10 protein-coding genes are annotated in these 17057 nt (G+C 63.8%); 5 read left to right on the top strand and 5 right to left on the bottom strand.

All coding sequences use genetic code 11. The features are described 5' to 3' along the window. Window positions 1-74 precede the first annotated feature (74 nt). The 5 genes from FHW83_RS02740 to FHW83_RS02720 form a co-directional block, all read right to left on the bottom strand. Window positions 75-1346, bottom strand: a complete 1272-nt coding sequence (locus FHW83_RS02740; protein ID WP_176644797.1) for a histidine-type phosphatase — start codon at window positions 1344-1346, stop codon at window positions 75-77. Window positions 1347-1349: 3 nt separating this feature from the next. After that, the gene (locus tag FHW83_RS02735; protein WP_176644796.1) at window positions 1350-3443 is read right to left on the bottom strand and encodes a TonB-dependent siderophore receptor; all 2094 of its coding nucleotides are present in this window, start codon (window positions 3441-3443) and stop codon (window positions 1350-1352) included. Between the two features lie 75 nt (window positions 3444-3518). Continuing rightward, window positions 3519-4427 (bottom strand): carbohydrate kinase, encoded by a 909-nt coding sequence (locus FHW83_RS02730; RefSeq protein WP_176644795.1) that lies wholly within the window; start codon window positions 4425-4427, stop codon window positions 3519-3521. Between the two features lies 1 nt (window position 4428). Next, complete coding sequence (locus tag FHW83_RS02725; RefSeq protein WP_176644794.1) at window positions 4429-5640, bottom strand: AGE family epimerase/isomerase; 1212 nt, start codon at window positions 5638-5640, stop codon at window positions 4429-4431. 2 nt (window positions 5641-5642) lie between these two features. Beyond that, window positions 5643-6671 (bottom strand): LacI family DNA-binding transcriptional regulator, encoded by a 1029-nt coding sequence (locus FHW83_RS02720; protein WP_176644793.1) that lies wholly within the window; start codon window positions 6669-6671, stop codon window positions 5643-5645. Between the two features lie 273 nt (window positions 6672-6944). On the opposite strand from FHW83_RS02720, the gene FHW83_RS02715 reads away from it, so the two are divergent. From FHW83_RS02715 to FHW83_RS02695, 5 genes are read left to right on the top strand one after another with little or no spacing between them, the layout of a single operon-like run. Beyond that, window positions 6945-8204 carry a sugar MFS transporter gene (locus tag FHW83_RS02715; protein WP_176644792.1) on the top strand — a complete coding sequence of 420 codons (1260 nt, stop codon included), beginning with the start codon at window positions 6945-6947 and terminating at the stop codon, window positions 8202-8204. Beyond that, entirely contained in the window at window positions 8201-10393 is a 2193-nt protein-coding gene (locus FHW83_RS02710; RefSeq protein WP_176644791.1) for a beta-glucosidase, read from the top strand. The genes FHW83_RS02715 and FHW83_RS02710 overlap by 4 nt, the downstream gene beginning before the upstream one ends. A 16-nt stretch (window positions 10394-10409) precedes the next feature. Then, on the top strand, window positions 10410-11732 hold the full coding sequence (locus FHW83_RS02705) for a cellulase family glycosylhydrolase (RefSeq protein ID WP_229223991.1): 1323 nt from the start codon (window positions 10410-10412) through the stop codon (window positions 11730-11732). Then, window positions 11729-12931: a glycoside hydrolase family 27 protein gene (locus FHW83_RS02700; RefSeq protein WP_176644790.1), complete on the top strand. Its 1203-nt coding sequence runs from the start codon at window positions 11729-11731 to the stop codon at window positions 12929-12931. The genes FHW83_RS02705 and FHW83_RS02700 overlap by 4 nt, the downstream gene beginning before the upstream one ends. Window positions 12932-12933: 2 nt before the next feature. Next, window positions 12934-17055, top strand: a complete 4122-nt coding sequence (locus FHW83_RS02695) for a GDSL-type esterase/lipase family protein (RefSeq protein ID WP_218105922.1) — start codon at window positions 12934-12936, stop codon at window positions 17053-17055. The last annotated feature ends 2 nt before the right edge of the window (window positions 17056-17057 follow it).

The following is a 17057-nucleotide window of genomic DNA, read 5'->3' as shown; positions in this document are numbered from 1 at the left end:
AGCGTAGATTTGTATTAATTGTTGCTATTCGGCCAGAAACGCCTTTTGGTATAGTGGATTTGATAATCTTGGTTTTATTTATAACAATGTTTCAATCGGCGGTAGTCGTAGAAGTGGCTGGATGGGCTGATTCTGGCGCTTTCGCAGGCGGCCTTGAAGTCGGTTTCGCGTTCGTTGTACAGCATCCGTACCAGTACACGTCCGGCACTGTTACGGTACAGATCCCACTGTATATTGGCCGCCATCGGCGCGGTGTGCGCGCCGCGCCATGGACTGTTCTGGTAACTGTAGGTCGCGGCGCGCGGCAGCTGTTCCGACATGCCCGGGATGCCCAGGGCGCTGGCCATGGGGATGACGATTTCGGCGTGGGCGAAGCGCAGCTTGGCGGCGTGCGACAGGTCTCCGCGGTCGATGGCGTCCGCCTCGTTGAAAAAGTCGTCCATCAGCACGCCGGCCATGCGCCAGGTGACGTCGCCGTTCTCCGCGATGCCGGGGCCTTTTTCGTAGAAGGCCACGGCGTCCTCTGCCTCGGCGTAGCGGTACGCTTCGTCCGCCGGGATGTATTTGGTGAAGTCGGCATCGAGTTCGTAGCGCATGTCGGCCGCCGCCGCGTACAGCGCGTACAGGGCCAGCGCCGCGTCTGTGCGCTGGTCCGCGTCGAGGGCCGCGACGAACGCCGGCGAGAACAGGCGCGCCAGCGTCGCTTGCGCGGCGGAGCGCAATGGCGGCTGCGCGTGAATCGCGGCTTCGCGGGCTTGCAGCTCGTCGCCGCCGGCCCAGCGCTGGTAGGCCAGGCTGGCGTCGGCGTTCAGCTTGTGGAAATACAGCGTGGAGCGGTCCACGCTGGAATCGAACAATGGCGCAAGGCCAGGCCGCTGTTGGCTCAGCGCGCGGATGACGAACGTCGCGCTGTCCGCCGCCCGATCCTTGCCCGAGCTGACCACCACGATACGGCGCGCCTGTGCCGTCCTGCCGTCCGTCGCGTCGCTGAACACCCCTGGCAGGCGTGCGTACATGCGCTGTGCCAGTTGCGTGTGCTCCTCCAGTCCTTGGCGCGTCTCGTTGCCGTAGCCAAGCCGCTCGTTCGCCTGCATCATCCGCTTGATGTCCGGTCCCAGTTCGCGGCCGAGCGGCGTCAAGGCGTCCGCGTCGGCGGCCTGTTGCCATAGCGCGTGCAACCGTTCGGCGGTCTTGGGGCTGGTGAGGCCGCGCGAGCCATGGCGGGCCAGCATCTGGGTGTAGACCGCCGTGTAGCCGGGCGGCGGCGCCTCGTAGCTGGCGCTGTCCTGCCGCGGCGCGTAGGGCGTTTTGGTCGACAGCAGCAGGGCAAGTGCGAAAGCGCTCATGTATTAGAAGTCCACTCGGACGTTCAGGCTGGCCGTGCGCGGCGCGCCGATGTTCAGGTAGTTCTCCTGATAGTAGGTCCAGTATTTGCGGTTGGCGATGTTGGAGACGTTGGCGCGCACGCTGATCATCTTGCCAAAGTAGCGGTGGCGGTAGTTGAAGCCCGCGTCGAACAGCGTGTAGGCCGGCAAGGTGTTGGCGTTGGCCGCATCCATCGGCAGTTCGCCCAGATACTGGCTGCCCACGTGCAGCGCCAGGCCTGGCAGCACTTCGCGCCAGGTGGCCTGCACCGAAGCCTGGCGGCGTGGCGCGCCGACAGCACGCTTGCCGCTGTAGCCCGGCGCCGCATCTTCCAGCGTGGCGTCCAGCAGCATGATGCCCCCTTCGATCGACACATTCTTCGACGCCTGCACCACCGTGTTGAACTCCATGCCTTGATACTTGGTCTCGCCATCCAGCACGTACACATTGGCGGCATTGGTGTATTGGGCGCCGCGTTCGATGCGGAACAGCGAGGCGGTGGCGTTCCACCAGCTGCGTTCCGTCTTCACGCCGACTTCCGACTGCTTGCTCTTGATCGGCGCGAAGGTCTGGTTGGCGTTGACGGTGGAAGTCGGCGCGTTGGCCGCCTGTTCCAGCGCCTCCACGTAGCTGGCGTACAGCGTGGTGTCGGCGGCTGGCTTGTACATCAGCGCCACGGTTGGCGTGGTTTTGTTGGTCGTGTAGCGCGCGGTCAGCGCGCCCTTGGTCGAGTAGGCGTTGTCGACGAACTGGGTGTAGCGCAGGCCGCCCACAACGGACCAGCGGTCGCCCAGCTTGAGCGTGTCGCTGGCAAAGACAGCATCCTGGCGCGTGGTCTCGTCGCGATAAGTACCACCGCTGTAGTTGGTACCCCAGATATTGATGATGGTCGGCGCATACAGGTTGCCGGTGCCGAGATAGACCTTGGGTGTCACCACCGAAGACGTCGACACCAGATTCTGGGACATCACACCAAGCACCACCTCATTGCTGTCGAAGCTGCCGTTGACGGTTGCTTGCACCTGATCGAAGTGGTAGCCGTGCAGTTCCGATGTCACGCGGTCCTTGTAATCGCCGGCGTTGCTGGTGATGTAGTACTGGTCCTTCTTGTACACACGGGTCGAGTCCGAGGTGCGGTAAGAGGCGTTGGCCACCCACTGCGGCGCGATGCGGTATTCGATGCCGGTGGTGGCCAGCGTGTATTCCACGTCGCTGCCGGCGCCGACGCTATTCAATTTGCTGTCGCCGTCGATCGGCGTCGGAATCCTGTAGGCCGGCGCGATGACGATGTCGGTACCGCCCACGCTGCGGCGGCGCTGGTAGATCGCATCGTAAGTCAGCGCCAGATCGTTGGTGAGTCGCCATTCCAGATTCAGGCCGGCGGCGTTGCGCTTGATCGAACCGCTTTCCTGTTTCAGGTCGCCGTCTTCATGCAGCAGGTTCAAACGGTAGCCAAACCCGCCTTCATCGCCCAGGCGGCCGCCGGTATCGATATGCTCCTTGATCGCACCGCCTTCCTGATAACCCATCGCCGCGCTGAAGCTTTGGCTGGTGGTGGGGCGCTTGCTGACGTAGTTGACGATGCCCCCCGGCGAACCGAAGCCGTACATATAGCCGGTCAGGCCTTTCAGGGCTTCCACGCTTTCAAACATCTCCAGCGGCATCTCGGTGCCGCGGTTGATGTTGGCCAGGCCGTTCACCTTGTAGCCATTCAAATCGTCGATGCGCAGGCCGCGCATCTGGATGGTGGCCGGGTGGGTGGAGATCGGCGGCGAGATGGCCGTGACCGAGGCGTCGTACTTCAACACCTCGGAGATGCTGGTGGCCAGGCGGTCTTCGATTTCTTCGCTGGAGACGGCCTTGGTGGAGAACGGCGTATCCAGTTCCGACTTGCGGCCCAGGGCACCGCTGCTGACGCTATCGCCCAGTTTTTTCTTCTCGACGGTGGCCTTCACCTCAACCGTGGACAGCGCACCGCCCGCATCCTCCGCCATGGCGGAGAAATGAAGGGCGCACAGGCCGGCGGCGGCAAGCGCCAGTTGCAGACGGGATGGAGCGAAAGGAGTTTTCGAAGACATGAGAACCTGACGATGGTGAGCTGGTAAAGCCCGCCATCGTATTGGTCCTGTGTTACAACCCTGTGACGAACCCCATTACAAGTTGGTAAGGTTCTGGATATCCGCCAGCGACGGTGGCGATGCGCCGGCGCCCAGGCAGGCGGCGGCGCCCGCCGCGACCGAGAACTGCAGGTGCTGCAAAGGCGTGGCGTCGGCGCGATACATCATGCTCCAGGCCAGCGCCGCGATGCTGGCGTCGCCCGCGCCCACCGTGTCCACCACGGTGATTTGTGGCGCCGGCAGCGACCAAGACTCGGCGCCCACGTGCAGCGAGGCGCCGTCGCCGCCCTTGGTGTAGAGGTAGGTCGCGGCCGGATTCCAGCTGCGCAGGGTGGCGAAGGCGCCGTCGATATCCTTGGTGCGGAACAGGCCTTCCAGGTCTTCCTCCGAGACTTTCACCACGTCCGCCAGCTCCGTCATGCGGCGCAAGGTGGCGTCGTAGCTGGCATCCATCAGCAGGCGGTAGTTCGGATCGTAGCTGATGCGGATGCCGTCGCGCTTGAGCTGCTCGGCCAGCGCCACCAGCTTGCCCGCCAGCGGCTGGCGCGCCAGGCTGATGCCGCCGAAATGCACCCACTTGCAGTGCGCGCGCCAGCCTTTCGGCAGCAGGCTCGCGTCGAACTGCAAGTCGGCGCTGTCGTCACCGACGAAGAAATAGGCTGGCGGATCGGTGCGATGCACGATCGCCAGCAAAGGAGAATGGGTATAGCGCTGCAGGAAGCGCAGGTCCAGTTTGGCCGCCTCGCTGGCCTGCCACAGCGCGTCGCCAAACACGTCGCTGCTGATGGCGCCGGCGAACGCGGTCGGCACGTCCAGCCGCGCCATGGTGCGCGCCACGTTCCAGGTCGAACCGCCGACCTGGCTGAACCAGTGCTGGCGCGCCGGGTCCTGCACGATCATATCGGTGAGGGCCTCGCCGGCCGCCACAAACAGGGGAAAGCTCATCTCAGTCCTTTTTCAGCACATTGAGCACTTCGTAGCAGGCGCCCATGGTGTGGTAATCCACCTTGCCGGCCGGGCTTTTCTCGTCGGTCAGCTTGCTGTTGTCGGTGCCGAGGATACGATACCACGCGCCGTGTTGATGATCGACGAAATGTTCCCAGCTGTAGGCCCAGATCTTGTCGTACCAGGTCCAGTAGCGCGCCTCGCCGGTGCGATCCGCCAGCAGCGCGGCGGTGGCCAGGCTTTCGGCCTGCACCCAGAAGTATTTGAGATCGTCGCAGATGCTGCCGTCCGGCGCGAAGCCGTAGTAGATGCCGCCGTGTTCATGGTCCCACGCCTTGGCCAGCGCCGCGTCGAACAGCTCCACCGCGCGCGGCAGCAGCCAGTTCGGGTTGTTGGCGAGGTGCGCGCCGTGGCGTTCCAGCAGCAGCAGCAGCTTGGCCCATTCGGTCAGGTGGCCCGGCTGGTAGCCCCATGGGCGGAAGATGTTGCTCTTGTCGTGACGGTTGTATTCCGTATCGACCGTCCAGTCGGCGTGATAGTGTTCCCATACCATGTTGTCGGCCAGCGCGGCCTGGCGCACGGCGATGTTGTGCGCCAGCGTTTCGGCGCGCAGCAGGTAGGCGCGATTGTTGGTCGCTTCAAACGCGGCGATCAGCGCCTCGCAGGCGTGCATATTGGCGTTCTGGCCGCGATAGCCGTCGAGATGCGACCAGTCGGCGCTGGCTTCGTCGGCGTACAGGCCATACTTGGCGTCCCAGAAGCGCTGCTCCATCAGCGCGAAGGTCTCGTCGATCCATGGCGCGGCCTGGGTTTCGCCGGCCATCAGCGCGTGGCTGTAGGCCAGCAGCACGAAGGCCAGGCCGTAGCAGTGGTTGGTGCCGTCGGTGACGCGGCCTTCGCCGTTTTTCCATTCCAGCTGCCACGCATAGCCGCCGGTGGCGGGATTGCGGTGGGCGTCGCGCAGGAAGGCCAGCGCGTGGCGCAGCCGTTGCCGATCCTCGGTGTCGCCAAACTGCCGCCACGCCATCGCATAGTTAAAGACGAAGCGGGTGCTGCTGACCAGATGGCGCGTGTGCGCATCGTAGACAGTGCCGTCGTCCTTGTAGAAGTGATACAAGCCGCCGCTAGGATCGGTGCAGCGGACATCGTAAAAATGCTTGGTGTGGCGAATGTGGTTCAGCAGCGTGGTGCGGGATCGGAAATCAGGGGCCATCTTCAGGTCCGTTTGAAAGTTACCAGGTTCTTGGGGCGCCAGCCTTCAATCACAGTGCTGGCGCGGACAATTAACTCCACCGGCGAGGTCTTCTCCACCGGTACTTCATGCGGGCCGTTGAGCAGTAATTCCACGCCCAGCGCGCCCAAAGCTTTTTTATCGATGCGCAGCGTGGTCAGGGGACGATGCCCCAGCACGGCGCTCGAAATATCGTCGAAACCGACGATGGCGATATCGTGCGGGACTTTCAGTCCCCGCGCCAGACAGCAGCGCATGGCGACCAGCGCGGCGCTGTCGTTGTAGCAGAACACCGCGTCCGGCGGATGCGGCAGGTCCAGCAGCTGCTCCATCGCTTCCCACGCGCCGGTTTCCAGGTCCACCCCGTCCGGCAGGCCGGCTTCCAGGCGCGGATCGGCCAGGATGCCTTCCTCGAACAGCGCCTGGCGGTAGCCGCGCGCGCGCTCGCGGATGCTGTAGTGCGCCAGCGGACCGGAAATGAAGCCGACGCGCGTGCGGCCGGTGTCGATCAAATGTTTGGTCGCCAGGTAGCCGCCCATCATATTGTCCGGGTTGACCGAGCTGTAACCGCGCAGCTTCATATCGATCAGCACCAGTTGCTTGCCGGTCGAGCGCAGGGCGCTCAATGTTTCCGGCTCAAAGAATCCCGCGCACACAATGCCGTCCGGCGCGTGCATGCGTATCTGGTCGATCAGGCCATCGGCCGGACCCACCGCCATGAAGGACAGCACGATGCCTTGCTTGCGGCAGGCTTCCTCCGCACCGTGCAGCACCGGCGAGTAAAACGGGCTGCTGGACGCCGTGTTGTGTTGGCGATGCAGCAGGAAGGTCAGGCGCCGCAGGCGCTTCGGCCGCAGCTTGCAAAAGTCGTAGCCCAGCTCACGCGCGGTCTCCAGTACCATCTGGCGCGTGGCTTCGGTCAGCCCGGGTTCATTCTTCAAAGCGCGTGAAATCGTCCCCGCCGATACGCCAGCGACTCGGGCGATATCCCTGATCGTTACGTTCGTGCCCATTTTTGTTATGTCTCCTCGTGTGAATGAAGTCTTGCATTAGCGTCTACTGACGGTCAACCGCGATATGGAGTTGGCCTTTGAGTTTAGCGCAATTTACTAAACACGACGGCTTTAGCGCGCCCGAAGGCGCCGGATGCCGCGTCTAGCCCATATTCTGGTGTTTAGTGAAGATAGCTAAACTGAGACCAAAAATCGCATGTTGTTTGACCGTGCGGCGCCAACTATGCAGAATCTTTTCATTAATACAAAAACCATCCATACGAGGAGACGCTCATGGAACACGTTGCATCCGCAACTGTGCGCCCGCACGGCCACGCCGACGGCGGGAACACGGTCCCGCTCATCATCATCACACTGCTGTTCTTCATGTGGGGATTACTGACATCGCTAAACGATGTGCTGATTCCGCATCTGAAGTCGATTTACACGCTGAACTACGTGCAGGCCATGCTGGTGCAGTTCTGCTTCTTCGGCGCCTACTTCATCGTTTCGCTGCCTGCGGGGATGCTGATCAAGAAGATCGGTTACCAGCGCGGCGCGGTCAGTGGGCTGGTGCTGGCGGCGGCCGGTTGCGCGCTGTTCTTCCCGGCGTCGACGAGCGGCTACGCGCTGTTCCTGCTGGCGTTCTTCGTGCTGGCCAGCGGCATCACCATCCTCCAGGTCGCGGCCAATCCGTACGTGACGGTGCTGGGCGCTCCCGCCACCGCCTCCAGCCGCCTGACGCTGACGCAGGCTTTCAACTCGCTGGGCACCACCATCGCCCCGGCGCTGGGCGGCATGCTGATCTTGTCGGAAGGCGTGACCGACGTAGTGCGCACCAAGGCCGAGGAAGCGGCGGCGGTGCAGGGGCCTTACCTGGCGTTGGCCGGAGCGCTGCTGGCGCTGGCCATGTTGTTCGCGCTGGTGCGCCTGCCGAAGATCAGCCACGCCGACGATGATGTCGCCACCAGCGTGGAGACCAGCGTGCTGGCGCATCGCCATCTGCTGCTGGGCGCCATCGGCATCTTCCTGTACGTGGGTGGAGAGGTCAGCATCGGCAGCTTCCTGATCAACTTCCTGGGCGACGCCAACGTCGCCAGCCTGCCGGCCGGCGCGGCCGCGCACTATGTCAGCTACTACTGGGGCGGCGCCATGATCGGCCGCTTCATCGGCTTTGCGGTGATGCGCTACGTCAGCCCAGGCAAGGCGCTGGCCTTCAACTCGGCCGCCTCCATCATCCTGATCCTGACGGCGATCTTCGGCAGCGGCCAGCTGGCCATGTGGTCCATCATCGCGGTGGGGCTGTTCAACTCCATCATGTTCCCGACCATCTTCAGCATGGCCCTGCACAAACTGGGCAAGCAAACCGGCCAGGGTTCTGGCATCCTGTGCATGGCCATCGTCGGCGGCGCGCTGGTGCCGTTCGCGCAAGGCCTGCTGGCGGACACCATCGGCCTGCAATGGTCGTTCTTCGTGCCTGCCGCCTGCTATACGTTTATTCTGTACTTCGGCCTGAAATACGCCGGCATGTATAACAACAAGGAGACTGTATGAAGTTGAAACTGGCGATCGCGCTCGCCCTGGCCGCGATGTCGGCGCAGGCGGCGGAACCGTGGATGGATAAATCGCTGAGCGCCGACAAGCGCGCGGAGCTGGCCCTGCAGGCGATGACGCAGCAGGAAAAGCTGCGCTGGGTGCTGGGCCACTTCGGTTCGGACTTCGGCAACAAGACCAAGAAGCATCCGGCCGCGCTGCCTTTCTCGGCCGGCTACATCGAAGGCGTGCCGCGTCTCGGCCTGCCGGCGCTGTTTGAAACCGATGCGGGCCTGGGCGTGGCCACGCAAGCCACCAAGACGCCGCGCGAGCGCACCTCGCTGCCGTCCGGACTTGCCACCACCGCGACCTGGAACCGCGAGCTGGCCTATCAGGGCGGCGCCATGATCGGCGCCGAGGCGCGCGCCTCCGGCTTCAACGTCATGCTGGCCGGCGGCGTCAATCTGCTGCGCGAGCCGCGCAATGGCCGCAACTTCGAATACGCGGGCGAGGATCCGCTGCTGGCCGGCACCATGGTGGCGCAACAGGTCAAGGGCATCCAGTCGAACAACATCATCGCCACCATGAAGCACTACGCGGTGAACGACCAGGAGACCGGCCGCTTCGTGGTGGATGCGCGTCTCGACGATGCCAGCAACCGCATGTCCGACCTGCTGGCGTTCCAGTTCCTGATGGAGCAGGCCGATCCCGGTTCGGTCATGTGCTCGTACAACCGCCTGAACGGCGTCTACGCCTGCGAGAACGATTACCTGCTGAACCAGGTCCTGAAAAAAGACTGGGGCTACAAAGGCTACGTCATGACCGACTGGGGCGCGACCCACAGCACGGTGGAATCGGCCAACGCCGGCCTCGATCAGCAGTCCGGCTGGGAGTTCGATAAATCGCAGTACTTTGGCGGCGCGCTGGAAGAGGCGGTGACCAATGGCCACGTGTCGCAAGCGCGCTTCGACAACATGGTGTTCCGTGTGTTGCGCGCCATGTTCGACAAGGGCGTGGTCGACAACCCGGTGGCGGAAGGCGGCGCGATCGACTACGCCGCGCACAATCTGGTCAGCCGTGCCGACGCGGAAGAGGGCATGGTACTGCTGAAGAACACCGGCGATGTGCTGCCGCTGAAAGCCGGCGCGAAGAAGATCGTCATCATCGGCGCGCATGCGGACGTCGGCGTGCTGGCCGGTGGCGGCTCGTCGCTGGTGTATCCGATCGGCGGCAACGCGGTGCCGGGCATCGCGCCGACCGTGTGGCCGGGGCCTGTGGTGTATCACCCGTCCTCGCCGATGAAGGCGATCCAGGCGCGGGCGCCGGGCGCGCAGGTGGTGTTCAACGACGGACGCGATCCCGCCGCCGCGGCGCAAGCCGCCGCCGACGCCGACGTGGTGCTGGTGTTTGCCCAGCAGTGGGTCGGCGAGGCGTTGGACGCGGTGTCGCTGGCCTTGCCGGACAATCAGGATGCGCTGATCGGCGCGGTGGCCAAGGCCAACCCGAAAACCGTGGTGGTGCTGGAGACTTCCGGCCCGGTGCTGATGCCGTGGGTGGATCAGGCGGCCGGCATCCTGCAGGCCTGGTATCCAGGCACCGCCGGCGGCGAGGCGATCGCGCGCGTGCTGTTTGGCGAAGTGAATCCATCGGGCCACTTGCCGGCGACCTTCCCGGCCTCGGAAAGCCAGCTGCCGCGTCCCAAGCTGGATGGCGATCCGAAAAACGAGGCCGCGCGCTTCACCGTCAATTATCATGAGGGCGCGGCGGTCGGCTACAAATGGTTCGACCTCAAGGGCCTGAAGCCGCTGTTCCCGTTCGGCCACGGCCTGTCGTACACGCAGTTCGCGTATTCCGGCCTGACGGCCAGCCAGAAGGATGGCAAACTGTCGGTGAGCTTCAAGATCACCAACACCGGCGCGGTGAAGGGCAAGGACGTGCCGCAGGTGTACGTGGCGCCGCTCAAGGCCAAGTGGGAGGCGCCCAAGCGCCTGGCCGGCTGGGACAAGGTGGAGCTGGCGCCGGGCGAGAGCAAGCAAGTCAGCGTGACCGTCGATCCGCGCCTGCTGGGCGTGTTCGACAGCCGCAGCAAAACCTGGCGCATCGCCAAGGGCGGCTACAAGGTACTGCTGGCGCAGGACGCGGCGGACCCGAAAGCCAGCAGCATCACCGTACAACTGCCGCAGCGCACGCTGAACGTGAGCGGCAAATAACACCAAGGAGCGAGACTTGAAACAACTGTACAAATTCTGCGCCGCGGCCATGATGATCGGCGCATGCGGCATCGTTGAAGCGGCGCCCGCCGCCAAGGGCGACTTCGTCACCGTGAAGAACACCCACTTCGCCCGCAAGGGCCAGGCCTACTACATCGTCGGCGCCAACTTCTGGTACGGCGGCTACCTCGGCGCGGCCAGCGGCGTGGGCGAGCGCGCCCGCCTGCTGAAAGAACTGGACAACATGAAGGCCATCGGCATCAACAACCTGCGCGTGCTGGCGGTGTCCGAGAAAACCGAGATGAAGAGCGCCGTCAGCCCGGCCACCACCAACGCGCCGGGCCAGTACGACGAGAACCTGCTGGCCGGCCTGGACTTCCTGATGGCGGAAGTGGCCAAGCGCGACATGACCGTGGTGCTTTACCTGAACAACTTCTGGCAATGGTCTGGCGGCATGACGCAGTACCTGAACTGGTTTGAAGGCACACCGGCGCTGGACCCGAACGTGACCAAGGACTACGACACCTACATGCAGAAGACCGCTGGCTTCTACCGCAACGCCGCCGCGCAGGCCGAGTACCGCAACGTCATCGCCAAGATCGTCAAGCGCGTGAACACCATCACCGGCAAGCCATACAGCGAAGATACGCACATCCTGTCCTGGCAGCTGGCGAACGAGCCGCGTCCGGGCAATGGCAACGCCACGCCGGAAGAGAAGGCGGTCTACGTCAAGTGGGTGGACGATGTGGCGGGCTACATCCATAGCCTGGACAAGAATCACCTGGTCAGCAGCGGCAGCGAGGGCCTGACCGGTTCGGCGCAGGATGCGCAGCTGTACCTTGACGCGCACCGCACCAAGAACATCGATTACCTGACCTACCACCTGTGGCCGAAGAACTGGGGCTGGTTCGATTCCAACAATCCGACCGGCACCTGGGATAACGCCATCGCCAAGAGCCGCGATTACCTGAATTCGCACATCGAGCTGGCCAAGAAGCTGGGCAAGCCCATCGTGCTGGAAGAGTTTGGACTGGACCGTGACGGCCCGTCGTTCAGCATCAAGGCCACCACCAAGATCCGCGACCGCTTCTATCGCGAGGTATTCGACATCGTGGCCACTCGCGCCGCCAAGGGCGATCCTATCGCCGGCTTCAATTTCTGGGCATGGGGCGGCGCCGGCCGCGCGGCCAACGCGGACTACTGGTGGAAGCCGGGCAATGACTTCGTCGGCGATCCGCCGCAGGAAGAACAGGGCCTGTATTCGGTCTTTGATTCCGACGTGACGTCGCTGCTGCTGATCAAAGAATACGCCGACCGTCTGCACGCGATCAAACGATGAAGCGCGCACTCATCCTGCTGGCGCTGGCCGCCAGCGCAGGCGCCCACGCCCAGAAGTTCGAAGGCCTTGCGGCCACGCCGCAAATGGGTTGGAACAGCTGGAACTCGTTCGCCTGCGATATCAACGAACAGCTGATCCGCGACACCGCGGACGCCATGGTCAAGCTGGGCCTCAAGGACGCCGGCTATGAATACGTCAACATCGACGATTGCTGGCATGGCAAGCGCGATGCCAATGGCGTTATCCACCCCAATCCGGAGCGCTTCCCGTCCGGCATGAAGGCGCTGGCCGACTACGTGCACGGCAAAGGGCTCAAACTGGGCATTTACTCGGACGTGGGCGCCACCACCTGCGGCGGCCATCCGGGCAGCCGTGGGCATGAGTACCAAGACGCCATCACCTACGCCGCCTGGGGTGTGGACTACGTCAAGTACGACTGGTGCGACAGCAAGGGCCTGAGCGCGGTCGGCGCCTACACCACCATGCGCGACGCCATCCGCAGCGCCGGGCGGCCGATGTTGTTCAGCATGTGCGAATGGGGCGACAACAAGCCGTGGGAGTGGGCGAAGGATATCGGCCATTCGTGGCGCACCACCGGGGATATCTATCCGTGCTGGGATTGCGAGCTGAATCACGATTCGTTCGCGCGCTATGGCGTGATGCGGATTCTCGACAAGCAGGCCGGCTTGCGCAAGTACGCCGGGCCGGGTCATTGGAACGACATGGACATGCTGGAAGTCGGCATGGGCATGACGGAGGACGAGGACCGCGCGCACTTCGCGCTGTGGGCGATGCTGGCGTCGCCGCTGATTCTGGGGAATGACCTGCGCAGCATGCCCGATTCCACGCGCCGCATCCTGACCAACAAGGATGTGATCGCGATCAGCCAGGACAAGCTGGGCATCCCGGCCTGGAAGTTCTTCAGCGAAGGGAAGCTTGAGTACTGGGCCAGGCCGATGGCCGACGGCGAGTGGGCGGTGCTGGTGCTGAATCGCGACGAGAAGCCGGTGACGCTGAACTACGATTGGAAAGCCCATTTTGTCAGCGATGACGTCAGCAAGCGCGAGATCGACTTCAAGAAGGCTGTCTACAATTGGCGTGATATCTGGGCCGGCAAGTCGGGTGATACTTCCCGCAAGCTGGACGCGAAACTCGCGCCGCACAGCGTGCTGTTGTTGCGCCTGAAGGCGCGAGGATAGACATGAGCCGCAAGTTGATGGTGTTGATGGCGCTGGCCTCCGCCGCCGCGCAGGCGGGGGCGCAGTGGGGGCCTTATAACGCGGAGTTCCCGTCGGCCAGTGATGGCTTGCTGAAGAAAGTCACGCAGGGCGGGATTTTCGGCACGGCGGCGGTACAGCCATTCGGCTTGAGTGGCTGGTTCAAGCCAAGTGAACCTGCCGTGGGACGCACGCTGATCGCCGGCGTGACCGGCGCGCGGGCCGGAACGGGATGGTTCCTGTGCAGCGTGGACGGCAAGTTCGGCTTCTGCGGCTACGGTACGGAAGTCGTCTCGCCGCTGACGTTGCCGGCCAACGCCTGGACGCACCTCGCGGCCAGCTACGACGGCAAGCAGATCACCCTCTACGCCAACGGCGCGGCCATCGCCCGGCATGATGTCGCGTTGTCCGGCGAGGCGGTGGACAGCGCGGGCGCTGTGGCGCAAGTATCGCTCGGGCCGCGCAGCAAGGCGTTGATGGGGTACGCGGGCCGCATTGCCGGTTTCGTCGTTACCGGCACGGCGCTGGACGCGGACGCGCTGCGCGCCGCATCGGCCACCCCGCCCAAGGAGTCGCTGATCAACTTCGAAACGGGCAGCCCATCGTGGCCGATCCAGGTCCGCCAGATGTATGGCCAACTCGCACCGCAAGATCCTTGGACGTTGCCGAAATCCGGCTCACCGCTGCAAGCGCCGGTCGCCAAGCCGGCCTACGACGGCCCCGCGCTGGCGCAGAACGCCTTCAACCTCTGGACGCTCAAGTCCTGGAAGCTGCGGGCCGCGCCTGAAGTCCGCGCGACGCCGGAGCAGATCTCCTCGGCTGGCTTTAACGCCGAGGGCTGGTACGCCACCACCACGCCCGGCACCGTGCTCACCACGCTGGTGGACCGTGGCGTCTATCCGGACCCGGATTATGGCCTGAACAACCTCGCCATCCCCGAACAACTGAACAAACAGGATTACTGGTATCGCAGCCCGTTCGAGCTGCCGGCCGGCTTCAAGCCGGGCCAGCACCTGTTCGTCACCTTCAAGGGCGTGAACTACGAAGCCGAAGTGTGGATCAACGGCCGCAAACTGGGCGGAATGAAGGGCGCCTTCGTGCGCGGCACCTTCGATCTCAGTCCATACCTGAAGGCCAAAGGCCAGAACGTCATCGCCGTCAAGGTCTCGCCTCCGCCGCATCCCGGCATTCCGCAGGAGGAGTCGATGACCGCCGGCGTCGGCGAGAACGGCGGCACGCTGGCGCAAGATGGTCCCACCTTCATCGCCGCCGAGGGCTGGGATTGGATTCCGTCCGTCCGCGACCGTAACACCGGCCTGTGGCAGGACGTGGTCCTGCACGCCACGCACGACCTGAAACTGGGCGATGCCCACGTCATCACCGCGCTGCCCAAAGCCGACAACAGCGAGGCGGAGATCAGCATCGAAGTCCCGGTCATCAACTTGTCGAAGACGGCGCAACGCACCACCGTGCGCGCCACCATCTCTCGCCGCGACGGCAGCATGAAGCCGGTCCAGATCAGCAAGGAAGTCACGCTGGCGCCTGGACAGCAAAACGTCCGCTTCGACAAGCTGATTCTGAAGAATCCTAAACTCTGGTGGCCCAACGGTTACGGCGCCCCGGACCTGCACGAGCTGAAACTGGAAGCGGTGCAGGGCAAACAGCTGTCCGATGCCAGCAACACCCGCTTCGGCGTGCGCGCGGTGACCTACGAGCTGTCGCTGGTGGACCAGGGCGGCCATCTGCGTCGCGTCGAGGCGGATTTCACCAAGGGCCGTGAGCTCGGCGTACGCATTACCGATGGCAGTCACCAGGCGATCAGGAAACTGGCCGATAACAACTGGGCCACCAGCCTGCGCGCGGAGGCCGACGGAACGGCAGCCATCAAGGCGCTGCCGGATACCACGCTCAGTCCATTCCTCGTCATCAAGGTGAACGGGGTGCGCATCGCGGCGCGCGGCGGCAACTGGGGCACGGAAGACTGGCGCAAGCGCATCGAACGCGAACGGCTGGAACCATACTTCCGCCAGCACCGGGACGCAAACGTCAACATCATCCGCAACTGGGTGGGGCAGAACACCGAGGACGCGTTCTTCGACCTGGCCGATGAATATGGTTTGATGGTGCTGAACGACTTCTGGGCTTCCACGCAGGACTACAACCTGGAGCCGCAGGACGTCAATCTGTTCATGGAAAACGCGCGCGACGTGGTGCGACGCTACCGCAATCACCCGTCGGTGGTGCTGTGGTTCGGCCGCAATGAAGGTGTGCCACAACCGGTGCTGAACGAGCAGCTGGAAGCCATGATCTACAAGCTCGATGGCACGCGCTGGTACACCGGCAGTTCCAATCGCGTTAACCTGCAAAACAGCGGCCCGTATAACTACCAGCCGGCCGCCAGTTATTTCACTGATCATGCCAAAGGCTTCTCGGTGGAAGTCGGCACACAGTCCTTCCCGACGCTGGAGTCCATCAAGGCCGCCGTTCCGGCCACCGATCTGTGGCCGCTGGGCGATACGGTGGCATATCACGACTGGCATCCGGACGGCAATGGCGGCGTGAAGACCTTCAACCAGGCGATGGAGACAGAGTATGGTGCGCCGGCCTCGCTGGCGGACTTCGAACGCAAGGCGCAGCTGATGAACTACGAAAGCCATCGCGCCATTTTCGAGGGCATGAACGCAGGGCTGTGGACACAGAACTCGGGCCGCATGCTGTGGATGACGCAGCCGGCATGGCCGAGCACCATGTGGCAGATCCTGAGCCACGATTACGATACCCATGCGGCTTTCTATGGCGTGAAGAGTGCGGCGGAGCCGGTGCACGTGCAAATGAATCTGCCGGATCATCGCGTCGTCGTGGTGAACAATCCGCAGGCGCCCTTGAAAGACGCCACGTTGACGTGGGTGGCATGGACGGCGGACGGCAAGCTGGTGGGCGGCACCAATGTGCCGGTGTCGGCGCCCGCCGGTGGCGTCTCCGCGCCGCTCGATATCGGCCTCGATGCGCTGCTGGCGCAGCATAAGCTGTTGATCGTGCGTTTGAGCTTGCGCGATGCCGGCAACCAGCTGGTCTCGCAGAATATCTACTGGCCGGGCGCGACGCCGCGGGATCGCCAGGCCTTGAACCAGCTGCCGCAAGTGCCGCTGAGCGTGACGGCACGCTGGGGCAAGGCGGAGAAGGAAGGCGAGCGTCAGCTGGAGGTTACGCTGCAAAACCGTAACGGCGTGCCGGCGCTGGCCGGCAAGTTGACCTTGTTGAAGGCGGACGGCGCGCGCGTGCTGCCTGTCTACTATTCGGACAACTACGTCACGCTGCCGCCGGGCGAAAGCCGCACGGTGAAGGCGGTTTTCAAGGCGGAAGGGGATGTAAAACTGGAGCTGCGCGGCTGGAACGTGGCGCCGCAGTCGCTGGCGGTGGACAACAAGTCCGGGCTGGCGGGCGATGGCGCGGCGTGCAGCCTGACGCCGGAGCCGCGCAAGATCGACTATCACTGGATGTCGCGCGAGAAGTGGCAGAAGATGTTCAGGGAAGACGTGGCGGTGGCCGACAAGGGCGACGTCGATCTGCTGTTCGTTGGCGACTCGATTACCGAGGGCTGGAATCAGGAAATCTGGAACAAGTCCTTCGGCGGCTGGCGTGCGGCGAACTTCGGCATCGGCGGCGATCACACGGGTAATGTGCTGTGGCGCCTGCAGAACGGGCATGCGGACAAGCTGCACCCGAAGCTGGTGGTGCTGACTGTCGGCGTGAATAACCTCGGCTTCTGCGGTGCGACGCCGGAGCAGGCGTTTGAGGGCGTCAAGGCGGTGGTGACGCAGTTGCGCAAGCTGTATCCATCGTCGCGCATTTTGCTGAACGCGGTGCTGCCGTATGGGCAGTACCCAACCAGCCCGCAGCGCCTGCAGGTGGCGGAGATGAATCGCATGATCGCGACGCTGGGCGATGGCAAGCAGGTGCTGTATCACGACTACGGCAGGCAGTTCCTGCAACCGAACGGCGATATGTCGGCGGAAGTGATGGGTGATTTCCTCCATCCGACGGCCAAGGGCTACCAGATCTGGTCGGACGCCATGCTGCCGGATATACGCAAACTGATGGAGTAAGC

Origin of the sequence: Duganella sp. SG902, assembly GCF_013376005.1 — a bacterium.
GTDB lineage: Bacteria > Pseudomonadota > Gammaproteobacteria > Burkholderiales > Burkholderiaceae_D > Rugamonas.
This window is presented reverse-complemented; position numbering and strand designations above follow the sequence as displayed.